Raw genomic sequence first — 14,595 nt, forward strand, 5'->3', positions numbered from 1 at the left:
CCTCCAAGCCTCAAAGCGCTTTCAATTCTGAATCCGGGCCGCCGCCGTGACGGCGCTGGTAGCCACAGGGACCATAGCCGGGCTTTGGAACACTTTGAAAGAAAAATTGCTGTTGCACCGCCATAAATGCATGCTGCAGCGCACTTTTATGACACCTTGGCCCGGAAACTAAATCGATTAGCTCGCACCCCTCTTGACTTCCGAACGATTCAATGGCGAGATCGGGAAGGCCAAAGCGCTTTGGAATACTCTTCAAAAGGTTGCGGTTCCCTTCTGACTGAGTCACATTCCTGCGACGTCGGTGGGCGGAATGGAGGTTCCGTCCGGTGTTGATGACCACTGGGAGGGATACCAATGAAGAAAATGCTTCTGCTTGGCGTCGCTGTTGCAGCGTTCGCCCTGAGTGCGCCCGCGCAGGCTGAACTGAAATTCAAGCCGGGCGAGGATCCGCGCTTTCACTGGTCGAATTACGACGACCTCAAGAAGGTCGACCTCAAGGGCGAGACCCTGTCGATCTTCGGGCCATGGCGCGGCGAGGACGAGACGCTGGTCCGCAACGTTCTCGAATATTTCCAGGAAGCCACCGGCGTTGAGATCAAATACTCCTCGTCGGAAAATTACGAGCAGCAGATCGTCATTGATACGCAGGCCGGCAGCCCGCCCAACATCGCCGTGCTGCCGCAGCCGGGCCTGATCCAGGACCTGGCCTCCAAGGGCTTGCTGACGCCGCTCGGCGACGCGACCGGAAAATGGGTCGCCGAAAACTATGGCGCCGGCCAGTCCTGGGCCGCGCTCGGCACGTACAAGGGCAAGGACGGAAAGTCCGATTTCTATGCGTTGCCCTACAAGGCCGACGTCAAGGGCCTCATCTGGTATTCTCCGGACAATTTCAAGGAAGCCGGCTACACGGTGCCGAAATCCCAGGAAGAGCTGGCCACGCTTGAGCAGAAGATCATCGCCGACGGCGGCAAGCCATGGTGCATCGGCCTCGGCTCCGGCGGTGCCACCGGCTGGCCGGCGACCGACTGGGTCGAAGACATCATGCTGCGCACGCAGGCGCCGGAGGTCTATGACAAGTGGGTGACGAACCAGATCCCGTTCACCGATCCAGCGGTCGTCAACGCCATCGACATCTTCGCCAAGATCGCGACCGACGACAAGATGGTCGACGGCGGCGCCAAGGCGGTTGCGGCGACCGATTTCCGCGACAGCCCGAAAGGGCTCTTCACGGTGCCGCCGAAGTGCTACATGCATCATCAGGCATCGTTCATCCCGAGCTTCTTTCCCGAAGGCACCAAGCTTGGTCAGGACGCCGATTTCTTCCTGTACCCGCCCTATGCCTCCAAGCCTGAACTCGGCACGCCAGTGGAAGGCGCCGGCACCTTGGTCATGATCACCAAGGATTCGAAGGCGGCGCGCGCCTTCATCGAATTCCTCAAGATGCCGCTGGCGCATGAACTCTGGATGGCCCAGGGCAGCTTCGTGACGCCGTTCAAGGGGGTCAACAAGGATGCCTATGCCAGCGAAGCGCTCAAGCGACAGGGTGAAATCCTGGCGAATGCGACGACCTTCCGCTTCGACGGCTCGGACCTGATGCCCGGCAAGATCGGCGCCGGCGCCTTCTGGACGGGCATGGTCGACCTGGTCGGCGGCAAGCCCGCCAAGGATGTCGCGGCCGACATCCAGAAAGCCTGGGATGCAATCAAGTAGTCGGGTCTAGCCGGCCCATCGCCCTAGATCCGGGCCCCCCGGCCCGGATCCGACGAGCATCATCGCTCGCGATCCTCATGAGCGCATAGACCATTTCCGGCATGAAGCACCGACCGCAAGAAGGAGGAGCCTGCTTGCCTCGACGGTGCTCTCGAAAAACTGAATCTGCGCCTGATCCCATCGCCAAGATCGTTGGCTGGTCACGCGCATGGGGAGGGATACCATGGCGGGTCAGATTTTCTCGGCCATATTCGTCATCATCATCGGCGTCGGCGGTTGCGTCGCCTATTTCTGGGGCGCCAACAAGCTGGTCGACCTGATATTCCCGTCGCGCGGCGTCGCGGGTGCCGCCGCGATCGACAATCTGCGCCGGCAAGGGTTGGTCCGCCCCTGGCTGTTCGTCGGCCCGGCGATGATCATCCTGACCATCTACCTGATCTACCCGGTGGTCGAGACGCTGCGGCTGTCGTTCCTCGATCGCGGCGGCACCAGTTTCGTCGGATTTGCCAACTATCAATGGGCGTTCGGCGACCGCGACTTCCGCAACTCGATCCTCAACAATATCATCTGGCTGGCCGTCGTGCCCGCCGCCTGCACCTTCCTTGGCCTGATCATCGCCGTGCTCACCGACAAGATCTGGTGGGGCACGATCGCCAAGAGCCTGATCTTCCTGCCGCTGGCCATCTCCTTCGTCGGCGCCAGCGTGATCTGGAAATTCATCTATGAGTATCGCGGTGAGGGCCAGGTGCAGATCGGCATCCTCAACGCCATCATCCAGCATTTCGGCGGCCAGCCGCAGGTCTGGATATCGCTGCCGTTCTGGAACAATTTCTTCCTGATGATCATCCTGATCTGGATCCAGACCGGCTTTGCCATGGTCATCCTTTCATCCGCCCTGCGCGGCATTCCCGAGGAAACGCTGGAGGCCGCGGTCATCGACGGCGCCAACCCGTTCCAGATCTTCTGGAAGATCATGGTGCCGCAGATATGGGGCACCATCGCCGTGGTGTGGACCACCATCACCATCCTTGTGCTCAAGGTGTTCGACATCGTGCTGACCATGACCAATGGGCAATGGAACAGCCAGGTTCTGGCCAATCTGATGTTCGACTGGATGTTCCGCGGCGGCGGCGATTTCGGTCGCGGCGCGACCATCGCCATCATCATCATGATCGCGGTCATTCCCATCATGATCTGGAACATCCGCCAGGCGAACAAAGAGACGGGAGGGCATTGAGATGGCTGTCGCAACCGGAAACTCCCTTGCCAGCCGCTTCGGCGTCCACTTTGCCGTGCTGGTCTTCGTGGTGATCTGGACCATCCCGACACTCGGCATTCTCGTCTCGTCGCTGCGCGACAAGGATCAGATCATCGCCTCGGGCTGGTGGAACTCGTTCTCCAGTTCGAGCCAGACGGAAGCGGGCCGACTGCCCGCCGCCTCGACGCAAATCCAGAAGGACGGCAAGTTCGTCCTGCAGGGCAACATCTTCGGCGACGGCGCCAAGCGCAACATCAGCGCCTTTGGCGTCAAGTCGGCCGCGCCGACGCAATATCCGGCGGGCAGCACCGCCGACCTTGGCGACGGCGTCACCTTGCAGCTCAACGCCGACGGCGGTTTCGTCATGCAATCGCCCAAGGCCTTCGAAGGCGACCGCGGCCAGCGCGTCTACTATGCATCGTCGGCGCCACCGAAATTCACCACCGACAATTACAAGACGGTGCTGTTTTCGGAAGGCATCGGCCGCTCTTTCATGAACTCGCTGACCGTCACCATTCCGGCGACCGTCATCCCGATCCTGATCGCAGCCTTTGCCGCCTATGCGCTGGCCTGGATGCGTTTTCCCGGCCGGGCCCTGCTCATCGCGGTGATCATCGGCCTTCTGGTCGTGCCCCTGCAGATGTCGCTGATCCCGCTGTTGAAGCTCTACAACGGCGTCGGTACTTTCTTCGGGGTTCCCTCGAAGACCTATCTCGGCATCTGGCTGGCGCATACCGGCTTTGGCCTGCCCTTCGCCATCTACCTGCTGCGCAGCTACATTGCCGGCCTGCCGCGCGAAATCATGGAGTCGGCGCGCATCGACGGCGCCAGCGATTTCGAGATCTTCGTCAAGATCGTGCTGCCACTGTCGTTCCCGGTGCTGGCATCCTTCGCCATCTTCCAATTCCTGTGGGTATGGAACGATCTGCTGGTCGCAATGGTTTTCCTTGGTACGGAAGCTGATCAGATCGTGCTGACAGCCAAGCTCAATGCACTGCTTGGTTCGCGCGGCGGCAATTGGGAGATCCTGACGACATCGGCGTTCATCACCATCATCGTGCCGCTGATCGTGTTCTTCTCGCTACAGCGCTATTTTGTTCGCGGGCTGCTTGCCGGCTCGGTGAAAGGAGGTTGAGATAATGCAATCCGCTTTGAAGGTTACCGCAAAGCCCGATGCCGCCATCGATCGCGACTGGTGGCGTGGCGCGGTGATCTACCAGATCTACCCGCGCAGCTATCAGGACTCGAATGGCGACGGCATCGGCGACCTGAAGGGCATCATCACCAGGCTGCCCTACGTCGCGGCGCTCGGCGCGGACGCGATCTGGATCTCGCCTTTCTTCAAGTCGCCGATGAAGGATTTCGGCTACGACGTCACCGATTATTGCGACGTCGATCCGATGTTCGGCACGCTGGCCGACTTCGATGCGCTGACAGCGGAAGCGCACAGGCTGGGCCTGAAGGTGATGATCGACGAGGTGCTCTCGCACACCGCCGACAACCACCCGTGGTTCAAGGAGAGCCGGGCAAGCCGCCGCAACCCGAAGGCCGACTGGTATGTATGGGCGGACGCCAGGCCGGACGGCACACCGCCCAACAACTGGCTGTCGATCTTCGGCGGCTCGGCCTGGCAATGGGATACCAGCCGCCAGCAATATTACCTGCACAATTTCCTGGCCGAACAGCCGGACCTCAACTTCCACAACCGCCAAGTCCAGGACGCGCTGCTCGACGTCACCCGCTTCTGGCTGGAGCGCGGCGTCGACGGTTTCCGCCTCGACACGATCAACTTCTACTTCCACAGCCAAGGCCTGGAGAGCAATCCGCCGCTGCCGCCGGAAGAGCGCAACGACCAGACCGCGCCGGCGGTCAATCCCTACAACTACCAGGACCATCTCTACGACAAGAGCCGCCCGGAAAACCTCGGTTTCCTCGAACGCTTCCGCGCCTTGCTCGATGAGTATCCGGCAACCGCCGCTGTCGGCGAAGTCGGCGATTCGCAGCGCGGACTGGAAGTGGTGGCCGCCTACACCGCTGGCGGCAAGCGCGTGCATATGTGCTATTCGTTCGACTTCCTGGCCCCCGAGAAGATCAGCGCCACCAAGGTGCGCTCGGTGCTGGAAGCCTTCGGCAGGGTCGCCAGCGACGGCTGGTCGTGCTGGGCCTTTTCCAACCATGACGTGATGCGCCCGGCGACGCGCTGGGCGACTGGCGAAGCCGATCCGACCGCCTATCTCAAGGTGATATCGGCGCTGCTGATGTCCCTGCGCGGCTCGGTCTGCATCTATCAGGGTGAGGAACTCGGGCTCGGCGAAGCCGACCTCCAACTGGAAGACCTGCAAGACCCCTACGGCATCCGCTTCTGGCCGGAATTCAAGGGCCGCGACGGCTGCCGCACGCCGATGGTGTGGGACGCCGCCGCCAGGAATGGCGGCTTCTCGACGGCAAAGCCCTGGCTGCCCGTGCCCGGCAAACACCTCTCGCAGGCGGTCAATGTGCAGCAGGGTGACGGCAACTCGCTGCTCGAACATTACCGACGCTTCCTCGCCTTCCGCCGCGCTCACCCGGCGCTGGCCAAGGGCGATATTGATTTCATCGAAAGCGAGGGGGATACGGTTGCGTTCACACGCCGCGAAGGCAACGAGCGGATCGCCTGTGTCTTCAATCTCGGCAGCAAACCGGCCGAGGTCAACCTCGGCGGCGGTTCGCTGCAACCCTTGCCGGGACACGGTTTTTCGGGGCAGTCGGGGACTGGTTCCATCCGGCTCGGGGGCTACGGAGCCTGGTTTGGGCGTATCGACTGAATTTTTCTTGAGGAAATCACTGGGAGGAAATCATGGCCGATGTCACGCTAAGGCAAGTGAAGAAATCATACGGCAATCTCAACATTCTCCACGGCATCGACCTCGACATCAAGTCTGGCGAGTTCATTGTCTTCGTCGGCCCGTCAGGTTGCGGCAAGTCGACCTTGCTGCGGTCGATCGCAGGGCTGGAGGAAATCACCTCCGGTGAGCTCAAGATAGCCGGCGAAGTGGTGAACGATGTGCCGCCCTCGAAGCGCGGTATCGCCATGGTGTTCCAGTCCTACGCGCTCTATCCGCACATGACCGTTTACGACAACATGGCGTTCTCGATGAAGATCGGCAAAGAAAACAAGGCCGAGATCGACCGGCGCGTGCGCCAGGCGGCGGAAATCCTGCAGCTGACCAAATATCTTGACCGCCTGCCGAAGGCGATGTCAGGCGGGCAGCGCCAGCGCGTCGCCATCGGCCGCGCCATCGTGCGCAATCCCAAGGTGTTCCTGTTCGACGAACCGCTGTCTAACCTCGACGCGGCGCTGCGCGTCGCCACCCGCATCGAGATCGCCAAGCTCAAAGAATCGATGCCGAACACGACGATGATCTACGTCACTCACGACCAGGTCGAGGCGATGACGCTGGCGGATCGCATCGTGGTGTTGAAGGACGGCCATATCGAACAGGTCGGCACGCCGATGGATCTTTACAAGAAACCCGGCAACCTGTTCGTCGCCCAGTTCATCGGCTCGCCGGCCATGAACATCGTGCCGGCCAGGATCGAGACCGCCGGCGCGGTGACGGCGATCAGCCATATCGGCGCAAACAAGGTCAATGTGCCCCTGGCGACGCCGGCGTCCGCCAAGGGGACCGAGGTCAGCTTCGGCGTGCGGCCAGAAGATCTGTTCATCGTCACCGGGGCCGATTTCCTGTTCGAGGGAAGGGTCGACTATGTCGAGCAACTCGGCGAGGTCCAGCTGGTCTACATCGATATCGGCCGCGCCGACCTGCCGCTAGTGACCAAGCTGCCGGGCAATGTCGAGGTCAAGCGCGGGGCGACGCTGCGGCTGACCGCCAATGCCGAAGACCTTCATATCTTCGACACAGACGGACGTTCATTCGCGCTGCATGAGGCCGAGGCCAAAGCGGCCTGAAGCGGCCCAGAAGAATGTCAAACCACGGGTGAAAAACAAAAGCGGCGGGCCATGCCCGCCGCTCTTGTTTTTTATAGATAAGCTTCGGCTCTTAGTTGTTGCCGAAGAGATTGCGGTCCGCACCCTGAGGGGCGGGCTTCGCCGTGTCATGCGACGAATTGAGCAACTTGTAGACCGGCGAGTCGCTGTTGGCGATCGACGCCGTCGGCGTCTTGTCGACATTGACGATAGCCTGCTGGTCGGGGCCGTTCGAGCCGTAGTGGTCACTGCCGGCGAAAGCCGTACCCGAGATGGCCAGAAGGGTTGCGGCGGTGAGGATGATCTTTTTCATTTCAAGTACTCCTAGATTTCGATATCCGCCGGAGAAGCAGGCCATGCCCACTCCTCCGCGGTCGGCAGCATTAGTTGTTGCCGAAGAGGTTGCGGTCGGCGCCCTGTGTGACGGGCTGCTGCTTGGCAGCCGGTTCCGACTTCTTGATGGAAGCGGTGTACGAGCTGTCGACGGTGTTCGCGGCCTGATTGGCGTCATTGGAACCGTAGTGGTCGCTACCAGCGAACGCGGTGCCGGAGATTGCCAGGAGGGTGGCGGCGGTGAGGATGATCTTTTTCATTTCAAGTACTCCTGAATTCTGAAGTCCCGGGTGCAGCGGGCGGAGCCCGCCGGCCATCGGGATCGGCACTAGTTGTTGCCGAAGAGGTTACGGTCGGCGCCCTGCGTGACGGGCTGCTGCTTGGCAGCCGGTTCCGACTTCTTGATGGAAGCGGTGTACGAGCTGTCGACGGTGTTCGCGGCCTGATTGGCGTCATTGGAACCGTAGTGGTCGCTACCAGCGAACGCGGTGCCGGAGATTGCCAGAAGGGTGGCGGCGGTGAGGATGATCTTTTTCATTTCAAGTACTCCTGAATTCTGAAGTCCCGGGTGCAGCGGGCGGAGCCCGCCGGCCATCGGGATCGGCATTAGTTGTTGCCGAAGAGGTTACGGTCGGCGCCCTGCGTGACGGGCTGCTGCTTGGCAGCCGGTTCCGACTTCTTGATGGAAGCGGTGTACGAGCTGTCGACGGTGTTCGCGGCCTGATTGGCGTCATTGGAACCGTAGTGGTCGCTACCAGCGAAGGCGCTGCCGGAGATCGCCAGAAGGGCGGCGGCAGTGAGAATGATCTTTTTCATTTTTGGTACTCCAGTATCTTTTTCCGTCCGTCTAGCGGCGTGTCTTGGAAGGAATTCGCGTCGTTCGGACAGCCCCGATGTGGGTAAGACATCCGGCGGTTTCCAATCACGAAGTTGTTCCGTGTGGACCATGAATCCACACCTTGAAATTGTGCCAGGCGACTCCAGACGAACTATTTAAATGTTTATTATCAGATACTTATGTAAATTTCACTCGCAGGTTTGCCAAGCTGTTCGTGAGCTGGCGTTCACACCGCCCTGCACGCACTGTCAACAGAAACGAACCGTTCGGTTCGATTTTAGAAACAGCTAATAGTCACTTTTCGAAACTGTTAACGTTTTTTAACCATTCCGCGGGCCAAGCCCGATGGGCGAATCGCCCATTTGTCGCTGGCAAAGTGCCTTCCCTGCCACAAGTCAGGACCACTCCGTTTCGGATGCGTGTCGCGCCACATGGATGCGATGTCGCTTTCATGCCGATGTCGCAAACGTTGTCGTGATTAGATCGTGTCATCTCAGGTGCCGGTTCGAGACAAACGAAGCGGAGAATTGGGAAGCCGGTCGAAATCCGGCGCTGCCCCCGCAACGGTGGTGGAGTTCAAGTCGCAACGGGAGACCACTGGGCCAAGGCCTGGGAAGGTGTCGCGACCGTCCAAATGGACACTCCAGAGCCCGGAAACCAGCCCGAGATTTTTGAACTCGACTGATCGCGGTGGGCGGTCAAGAGGTGGATCGTGCATGTCCGGCGCATTGCCGGCCTGCGTCCAATCCTTCCTCTCTTCCCCTCCGGTTCAGTCCTTGAATGCGAGGACAGGACATGGACGCACGCAATGATATGCTGAGGCTGCTGCACAGCCGCAGGGAAGGCTTCTCCCTCGAGCAGCCCTTTTATACGGACCCGGAATACTTCAAGCTCGACATGGAGCTGATCTGGTATCGCGACTGGCTGTTCATCGGCCATGATTGCGAACTGCCGAAGCCCGGCAGCTACATCACCGTGCAGATCGGCGACTACCCGGTTGTGCTGGTGCGAGACCAGAAGGGCAATATCAACGCCTTCCACAATTCCTGCCGCCATCGTGGCAGCCGCGTCTGCAACACCGAGAAGGGCACGGCGGCAAAGCTCGTCTGCCTATCACCAGTGGACCTATGAACTGGATGGTCGCCTGCTGTTCGCCCGGCAGATGGCGGATAGCTTCGACAAGAGCCAGTTCGGCCTGAAGCCGGTCGCCTGCGAAAGCGTCGGCGGCTACATCTTCATCTGCCTGGCCAAGGAGCCTGTCGATTTCGCGCCGATGCGGGCGATGGTAGAGCCCTATCTTCTGCCGCACCGGCTGCGCGATGCGAAAGTCGCCTTCGAAAGCACGATCGTCGAGAAGGGCAACTGGAAGCTGGTCTGGGAAAACAACCGCGAGTGCTACCATTGCGCCGGCAACCACCCGGAACTGTGCAAGACATTCCCGGAAGCGCCGACAGTGACCGGCGTGCAGGGCGCCGACAGCGATCCTGAAATGCTCGCGCATTGGGCGAAGTGCGAGGCGGCGGGCTTGCCAAGCAGGTTCCGCATCGATCCGGCCGGGCAGTATCGCGCCACCCGCGCGCCGCTGCTGCGCGATGCCGTCAGCTACACGATGACGGGAAAGCGCGCCGTGAAGAAGAACCTTTCCGACAGTGTTTCCACTGACCGGATCGGTTCGCTGCTGCTCTACCATTACCCAACGACGTGGAACCACATCCTTGGTGACCACGCGGTGACCTTCCGCGTGTTGCCGATCAGCGCCACGGAAACGGCGGTGACGACGAAGTGGCTGGTGCACAAGGATGCGGTTGAAGGCGTCGACTACAACCTCGACGAACTCACCCATGTCTGGACCGAGACCAACGACCAGGATCGCCGCATCGTCGAGGAAAACGCCTTCGGCATCCTGTCTCCCGCCTACGAGCCAGGCCCTTACTCGGAGTTGCATGAGGGCGGCGTCATCCAGTTCGTCGAATGGTACGCGTCCTTCATCGGCCCGCGCCTTGCCGAAGGCGGCCGGCCGGCGCTGCGCAGTGTCGCCTAGCTCATGTCGCCCAAAAGTGCCCCGCGGTTTTGGGATCACGACATGAGCAGTGCAAGAACGACTTGAGGGATGAACGCGATGACTGACCTTGGCCTCTATCGCCATCTCGACCAGATGGCGCCCTGGAACGACAGGCTTCAGGTGCTGGAAGTGATCGGCGTGAGCGACGAGGCGCCGGACGTGAAGACCTTCACCTTCCGCTCCGACAACCAGACCTGGTTCCGCTACAAGCCGGGGCAGTTCGTGACACTGGAACTGCCGACAGCCGACGGCCCGCTGATGCGCACCTATACGCTGTCATCTTCGCCGTCGCGGCCATTCTCGATCGCGGTGACCGTGAAGGCGCAGGCGGGCAGCATCGGCACGCGCTGGATGTTCGACCATCTGAAACCCGGCACTCACGTCAAGGCCTATGGCCCGACAGGCGACTTTTCACTGCACAGCCACCCGGCCGCGAAGTACCTGCTCATTTCGGCCGGCTCCGGCGTCACGCCAATGATGTCGATGCTGCGCTGGTTGAACGACTGCGCGCCATGGACCGACGTCGGCTTCGTCAACTGCGCGCGGCGCCCGGAGGAGATCATCTTCCGCAAGGAACTCGAACTGCTTGGCGGCCATATGCCGGGCCTGTCGCTCGGCTTCATGATCGAGGAACGGTCCAGCCGCGAAGGCTGGTACGGGCACATGGGCCGGATCGACGCGATACGTCTGCCGCTGCTGGCGCCCGACTTTCGCGACCGCGAGATCTTCTGCTGTGGTCCCGACCCCTTCATGCGCGCCGTGCGCGGCATGCTGGAAGCCACGGGTTTCGACATGGCCCACTACCACCAGGAGAGCTTTGCCGCTCCCATCGTGGAGGAAGTGCCGGCACCCTTCGCTTCGCCGGCGGAGGGCGTCGAAACGGTTGTGGAAGTCACGGTGCCGATCCGCTTCTCGCTTTCGGACGTCGATGCCGAATGTGTTGCCGGCCAGACAGTGTTGCAGACGGCCCGCGCTTCAGGGGTCCGGATTCCCGCCGCTTGCGAATTCGGCCTGTGCGGGACCTGCAAGGTGAAGAAGGTCGCGGGCGACGTCGAAATGAGCCACAATGGCGGTATCCTCGATCATGAGGTCGATGACGGCTTCATCCTCGCCTGCTGCTCCAAGCCACTGTCGGCGCTTGAAATCGAGGCCTGATCCGGCCACGGCCAAACCGATCCCCAAAAATGGCCCGCGCCGCGCCGGCGCCCTTGTCTTGCCAAGGCGGACCCGACTGTTTACAGGCCTTGTCGAGGGGTGGAACGATCGCGACTGACGGGGATCGCGGAGCAGGGCCAGGACCAATGCGTCATTCCGATGTTTACGCGATTGCAAGCAAGGATATCGTCTTTGAGTCTTTCGACGGCGAGGCCGTGGTCCTCGATCTGTCGACCGGCAAGTATTTTGGCTTCTCCGATTCAGGCAGCAGGCTCTGGCAGGCATTGTCGTCGGGTATTTCCGCCCAAGCCCTGGTTGGCCAATCGGCCGGTGGCGCGACGATAAGCATTGCCGAACTCGAAGGTTTCATTTCACGGCTGCTCGAATTCGGGCTGCTCGCGCCTCTAGCCGACACGCCGGCGCAACCCGTTTCGGCCGACCGTCTTGCCGAGCTCGCCCAGACCCGCGAACCGATCAAGGTCGAGGTTCATGACGATCTCGCCGACCTTATCATCGTCGACCCGATCCATGAGGTCGAAGAGCCCCAGGGCTGGCCGGCGGTCAAGCAGACATCGTGAGCACCCATGCCTTGCGCACCTTCACGTTGCTGGCCGGCACGGGGATAGGCCAGCCATGCAGCGTGTCACTCTTGAAAACCTGACGGACTATGCCCGCCATGTGATTGAGGCGGCTGAGAGCAACGCTGACAGCTACCCCATCACCAGCACGGTGCGGCTGCCGGGGCTGGGCCTTACAGTGCATGCGGGCCACGGCCCGCTGGCGGATGCCGTCAAGCAGGCCTTTGTTGGGGCTCCCGATAGCCAAGCACCGTGTGCCGACTGCCGCATTTTCGTCGCGCATCCAGGTATCGGCGCCATTCCTGAGCCGGCGGCATGGGGCCAGGGGCATTTCACGCCGCAGTCCTTCGCCAGCAAACTGGCCGATGCCGGGCTGCGCGGCAGTTATTTCCACGATCTGGATTTCTGGCAGTTCTACGATCCGGACCGACGCGTCGGCGCCCAGTTGATGAGATCAGCCGACAGTTTTCCGCCTTGGGAGCCAGGGGCTCCACTGCGAGCTTTCCTGCATTGGGAGTATGCGGCGCGCGGCATGCGGCTGGCTCACGCCGGAACCCTGGGCATCGGTGGCAAGGGCATTCTGCTCGCCGGCGCGGGCGGGTCCGGGAAGTCTGGAACGGTCGTCGCCGGTTTGCTCAACGGGCTTGACAGTGTCGGTGACGATTATGTGTTGACCGACATAGTCGACGGAGTGACCGCTTATCCATTGTTTGCGACGCTCAAGCAGGACCCCAAAGGTTTCAGGCGATTGGGGTTGCAGCACAGATTAAAGTCCCGCGGCCCGCTGAACTGGCAGGGGAAGCATCAGTTTCTTCTGGAAAATATCGCGGTGCAAACAACGCCCGCACGTCTGGACATTGTTGCATTGTTGGTGCCAAGTATCGGCGGGAGTGGGGTAAGCTCGATAATGTCGTTATCGCGCAAGGATGCCATGATTGCCTTGGCGCCGTCTGGTATTGCCCAGATGCCGGGCGAACGGGAAAGCGGCTTCCGCTTTTTCGGTGAGTTGACGCGCCTTTTGCCATGCTACCGGCTGTCTCTTGGGACACGGCCGGAGGAGATAGCAGGTACGATTTCGGAATTTCTGGCGCGAGGCAATGCATGAAGCTCAGCGTGATCATGCCGGTCTACAATCGCGAAAAGTATGTCGTCCCCGTCTTGCGATCCCTGCTCAGGCAACGCGACGCAGCCGAGCTCGACATCATCGTCATCGACGACGGCTCGACCGACGGATCGGCCAAGGCGGTGCGCGCGATGATGAGCGAGGCACCGTGCATCCGCCTTTTCCAGCAAACCAACCAGGGTGTCGCCAAGGCGCGCAATCATGGGCTGAGGCGATTGCTGCCGCAAACCGAGCTCATATCGTTTCTCGACTCCGACGACATTTCGCCCGCCGGACGATTCAAGGCCGACCTTGCCCGCTTCGAGACCGATCCCAGTCTTGAACTGACCTATTCGCTGATGAAGCTGGTCGACACCATGGATGATGAGGCGCTGGAGCCGGCTGCCAACACCAGGTCCCTGACCGTCCGGGGGCTTTCCTTGAGCGCTGGGATATTCACCCGGAGGCTGGTCGATCGAACAGGCGTTTTCGACGAGGCGTTCAGCCAGGCCGAAGACACCGACTACCTGCTGCGCATATTTGAAAGCGGCGCGAGATTCGTCATGCCCGATACCGTGGCAACCTACTACAGGCGCCACCCCGGCAACATGACCAAGGCGCGGGACGTTCCGCTTCGCGAGTATTTGCGCGCCATCCACAAATCGATGAGGCGGCGCAAGGCGAATCCGTCGCTGCGCATGGTCGAGGGTATCTTCGACCTCAGGGATTCCGCCGGTTGGCGCTTCATGTGACATGGTCAATGATGGGATGATTGTCGCCGGGAACGTGGCCCGGGCGGATGAAGCAATCACGGCAAAGCCCCTGATGCGGGACGGCTGATGAAGCTCAGCGTGATCATGCCGGTCTACAATCGCGAAAAATTTGTCGGCTCGGCGCTGCGCTCTTTGCTGAGGCAACGCGATGCCGCCGACCTCGACATCATCGTCGTCGACGATGGCTCCACGGATGGGTCGGCCGATGTCGTGCGAACGCTCATGGACGAAGCATCGTGCATCCGCCTTTTCAGCCAGGCCAATGCCGGCGTGACCAAGGCGCGCAACAGCGGCCTGCGGCAGTTGCCACCGCAGACCGAGTTCGTGTCATTCCTCGACTCCGACGACATATCGCCGGCCGGACGCTTCAAGGCGGATCTTGCCTGTTTTGCCGGGGATTCCGGGCTTGAACTGACGTATTCCCTGATGACACTGGTCGACAATATCGACGACGAGGCGCTGGCGCCGGCCGCGGACGCCAATTGCGTGACAGTTCGCGGAATTCACTTGTCAGCTGGGATTTTCGCGAGGAACCTCGTCGACCGAACCGGCGGCTTCGACGAGGCATTCCAGCAAGCCGAAGATACCGACTATCTGCTGCGCGTCTTCGAGAGCGGGCCGAAATATGTCATGCCTGACACGGTGGCGTTGTATTACAGGCGTCATCCCGGCAATATGACCAAGGAGGCCGATGTTCCAGCTCGAGAATTCATGCGAGCCATTTACAAATCGATGACTCGGCGCAAGGCTAACCCCTCACTGAAACGAATAGAGGGCATCTTCGATTTCAAGGATCTCGCCGGCTGGCGTTTTATGTGA

At 61.0% G+C, this 14,595-nt stretch carries 15 protein-coding genes, 1 pseudogene and 1 riboswitch; of the genes and pseudogenes, 11 read left to right on the top strand and 5 right to left on the bottom strand.

Annotated elements, in window-relative coordinates; translation table 11 throughout:
- Positions 1 to 10: 10 nt before the first annotated feature.
- Complete coding sequence (locus LGH82_RS16505; protein WP_227343761.1) at positions 11 to 256, bottom strand: hypothetical protein; 246 nt, start codon at positions 254 to 256, stop codon at positions 11 to 13.
- Positions 257 to 354: 98 nt separating this feature from the next.
- Here LGH82_RS16505 and LGH82_RS16510 point away from each other — a divergent pair, with 98 nt between their 5' ends.
- From LGH82_RS16510 to LGH82_RS16530, 5 genes are all read left to right on the top strand, one after another.
- Positions 355 to 1,710 (top strand): ABC transporter substrate-binding protein, encoded by a 1,356-nt coding sequence (locus tag LGH82_RS16510; RefSeq protein WP_227343762.1) that lies wholly within the window; start codon positions 355 to 357, stop codon positions 1,708 to 1,710.
- A gap of 223 nt (positions 1,711 to 1,933) precedes the next feature.
- Entirely contained in the window at positions 1,934 to 2,947 is a 1,014-nt protein-coding gene (locus tag LGH82_RS16515; RefSeq protein ID WP_227343763.1) for a carbohydrate ABC transporter permease, read from the top strand.
- A gap of 1 nt (position 2,948) precedes the next feature.
- Positions 2,949 to 4,103, top strand: coding sequence for a carbohydrate ABC transporter permease (locus LGH82_RS16520; protein ID WP_227343764.1), 1,155 nt, complete (start codon positions 2,949 to 2,951; stop codon positions 4,101 to 4,103).
- 4 nt (positions 4,104 to 4,107) lie between these two features.
- Positions 4,108 to 5,772, top strand: a complete 1,665-nt coding sequence (locus LGH82_RS16525; protein ID WP_227343765.1) for an alpha-glucosidase — start codon at positions 4,108 to 4,110, stop codon at positions 5,770 to 5,772.
- Positions 5,773 to 5,804: 32 nt separating this feature from the next.
- Entirely contained in the window at positions 5,805 to 6,917 is a 1,113-nt protein-coding gene (locus LGH82_RS16530) for an ABC transporter ATP-binding protein (RefSeq protein WP_227343766.1), read from the top strand.
- Positions 6,918 to 7,008: 91 nt separating this feature from the next.
- Here the strand turns inward: LGH82_RS16530 and LGH82_RS16535 are convergent, their stop codons facing one another.
- The 4 genes from LGH82_RS16535 to LGH82_RS16550 form a co-directional block, all read right to left on the bottom strand.
- Positions 7,009 to 7,248, bottom strand: a complete 240-nt coding sequence (locus LGH82_RS16535; RefSeq protein WP_227343767.1) for a DUF680 domain-containing protein — start codon at positions 7,246 to 7,248, stop codon at positions 7,009 to 7,011.
- A gap of 70 nt (positions 7,249 to 7,318) precedes the next feature.
- Positions 7,319 to 7,528, bottom strand: a complete 210-nt coding sequence (locus tag LGH82_RS16540; RefSeq protein WP_227343768.1) for a DUF680 domain-containing protein — start codon at positions 7,526 to 7,528, stop codon at positions 7,319 to 7,321.
- Positions 7,529 to 7,596: 68 nt separating this feature from the next.
- On the bottom strand, positions 7,597 to 7,806 hold the full coding sequence (locus tag LGH82_RS16545; RefSeq protein WP_227343768.1) for a DUF680 domain-containing protein: 210 nt from the start codon (positions 7,804 to 7,806) through the stop codon (positions 7,597 to 7,599).
- A 68-nt stretch (positions 7,807 to 7,874) separates the two neighbouring features.
- Positions 7,875 to 8,084 (bottom strand): DUF680 domain-containing protein, encoded by a 210-nt coding sequence (locus tag LGH82_RS16550; RefSeq protein ID WP_227343769.1) that lies wholly within the window; start codon positions 8,082 to 8,084, stop codon positions 7,875 to 7,877.
- 500 nt (positions 8,085 to 8,584) lie between these two features.
- A riboswitch (cobalamin riboswitch) is annotated at positions 8,585 to 8,787 on the top strand.
- A 114-nt stretch (positions 8,788 to 8,901) separates the two neighbouring features.
- Here LGH82_RS16550 and LGH82_RS16555 point away from each other — a divergent pair.
- The 6 genes and pseudogenes from LGH82_RS16555 (at position 8,902) to LGH82_RS16580 (ending at position 14,595) form a co-directional block, all read left to right on the top strand.
- Positions 8,902 to 10,147: pseudogene (locus LGH82_RS16555) on the top strand (aromatic ring-hydroxylating oxygenase subunit alpha).
- Positions 10,148 to 10,225: 78 nt separating this feature from the next.
- The gene (locus LGH82_RS16560) at positions 10,226 to 11,323 is read left to right on the top strand and encodes a hybrid-cluster NAD(P)-dependent oxidoreductase (protein ID WP_227343770.1); all 1,098 of its coding nucleotides are present in this window, start codon (positions 10,226 to 10,228) and stop codon (positions 11,321 to 11,323) included.
- Positions 11,324 to 11,469: 146 nt separating this feature from the next.
- A complete protein-coding gene (locus LGH82_RS16565; protein WP_227343771.1) occupies positions 11,470 to 11,901 on the top strand; it encodes a PqqD family protein in 432 nt (143 codons plus the stop codon).
- Positions 11,902 to 11,956: 55 nt separating this feature from the next.
- Complete coding sequence (locus tag LGH82_RS16570) at positions 11,957 to 13,006, top strand: serine kinase (RefSeq protein ID WP_227343772.1); 1,050 nt, start codon at positions 11,957 to 11,959, stop codon at positions 13,004 to 13,006.
- A complete protein-coding gene (locus tag LGH82_RS16575; RefSeq protein WP_227343773.1) occupies positions 13,003 to 13,755 on the top strand; it encodes a glycosyltransferase family 2 protein in 753 nt (250 codons plus the stop codon). Before LGH82_RS16570 ends, LGH82_RS16575 begins: the two co-directional genes overlap by 4 nt.
- A gap of 87 nt (positions 13,756 to 13,842) precedes the next feature.
- A complete protein-coding gene (locus LGH82_RS16580; RefSeq protein WP_227343774.1) occupies positions 13,843 to 14,595 on the top strand; it encodes a glycosyltransferase family 2 protein in 753 nt (250 codons plus the stop codon).

This window comes from Mesorhizobium sp. PAMC28654 (assembly GCF_020616515.1).
In the GTDB taxonomy this organism is placed as follows: Bacteria; Pseudomonadota; Alphaproteobacteria; order Rhizobiales; family Rhizobiaceae; genus Mesorhizobium.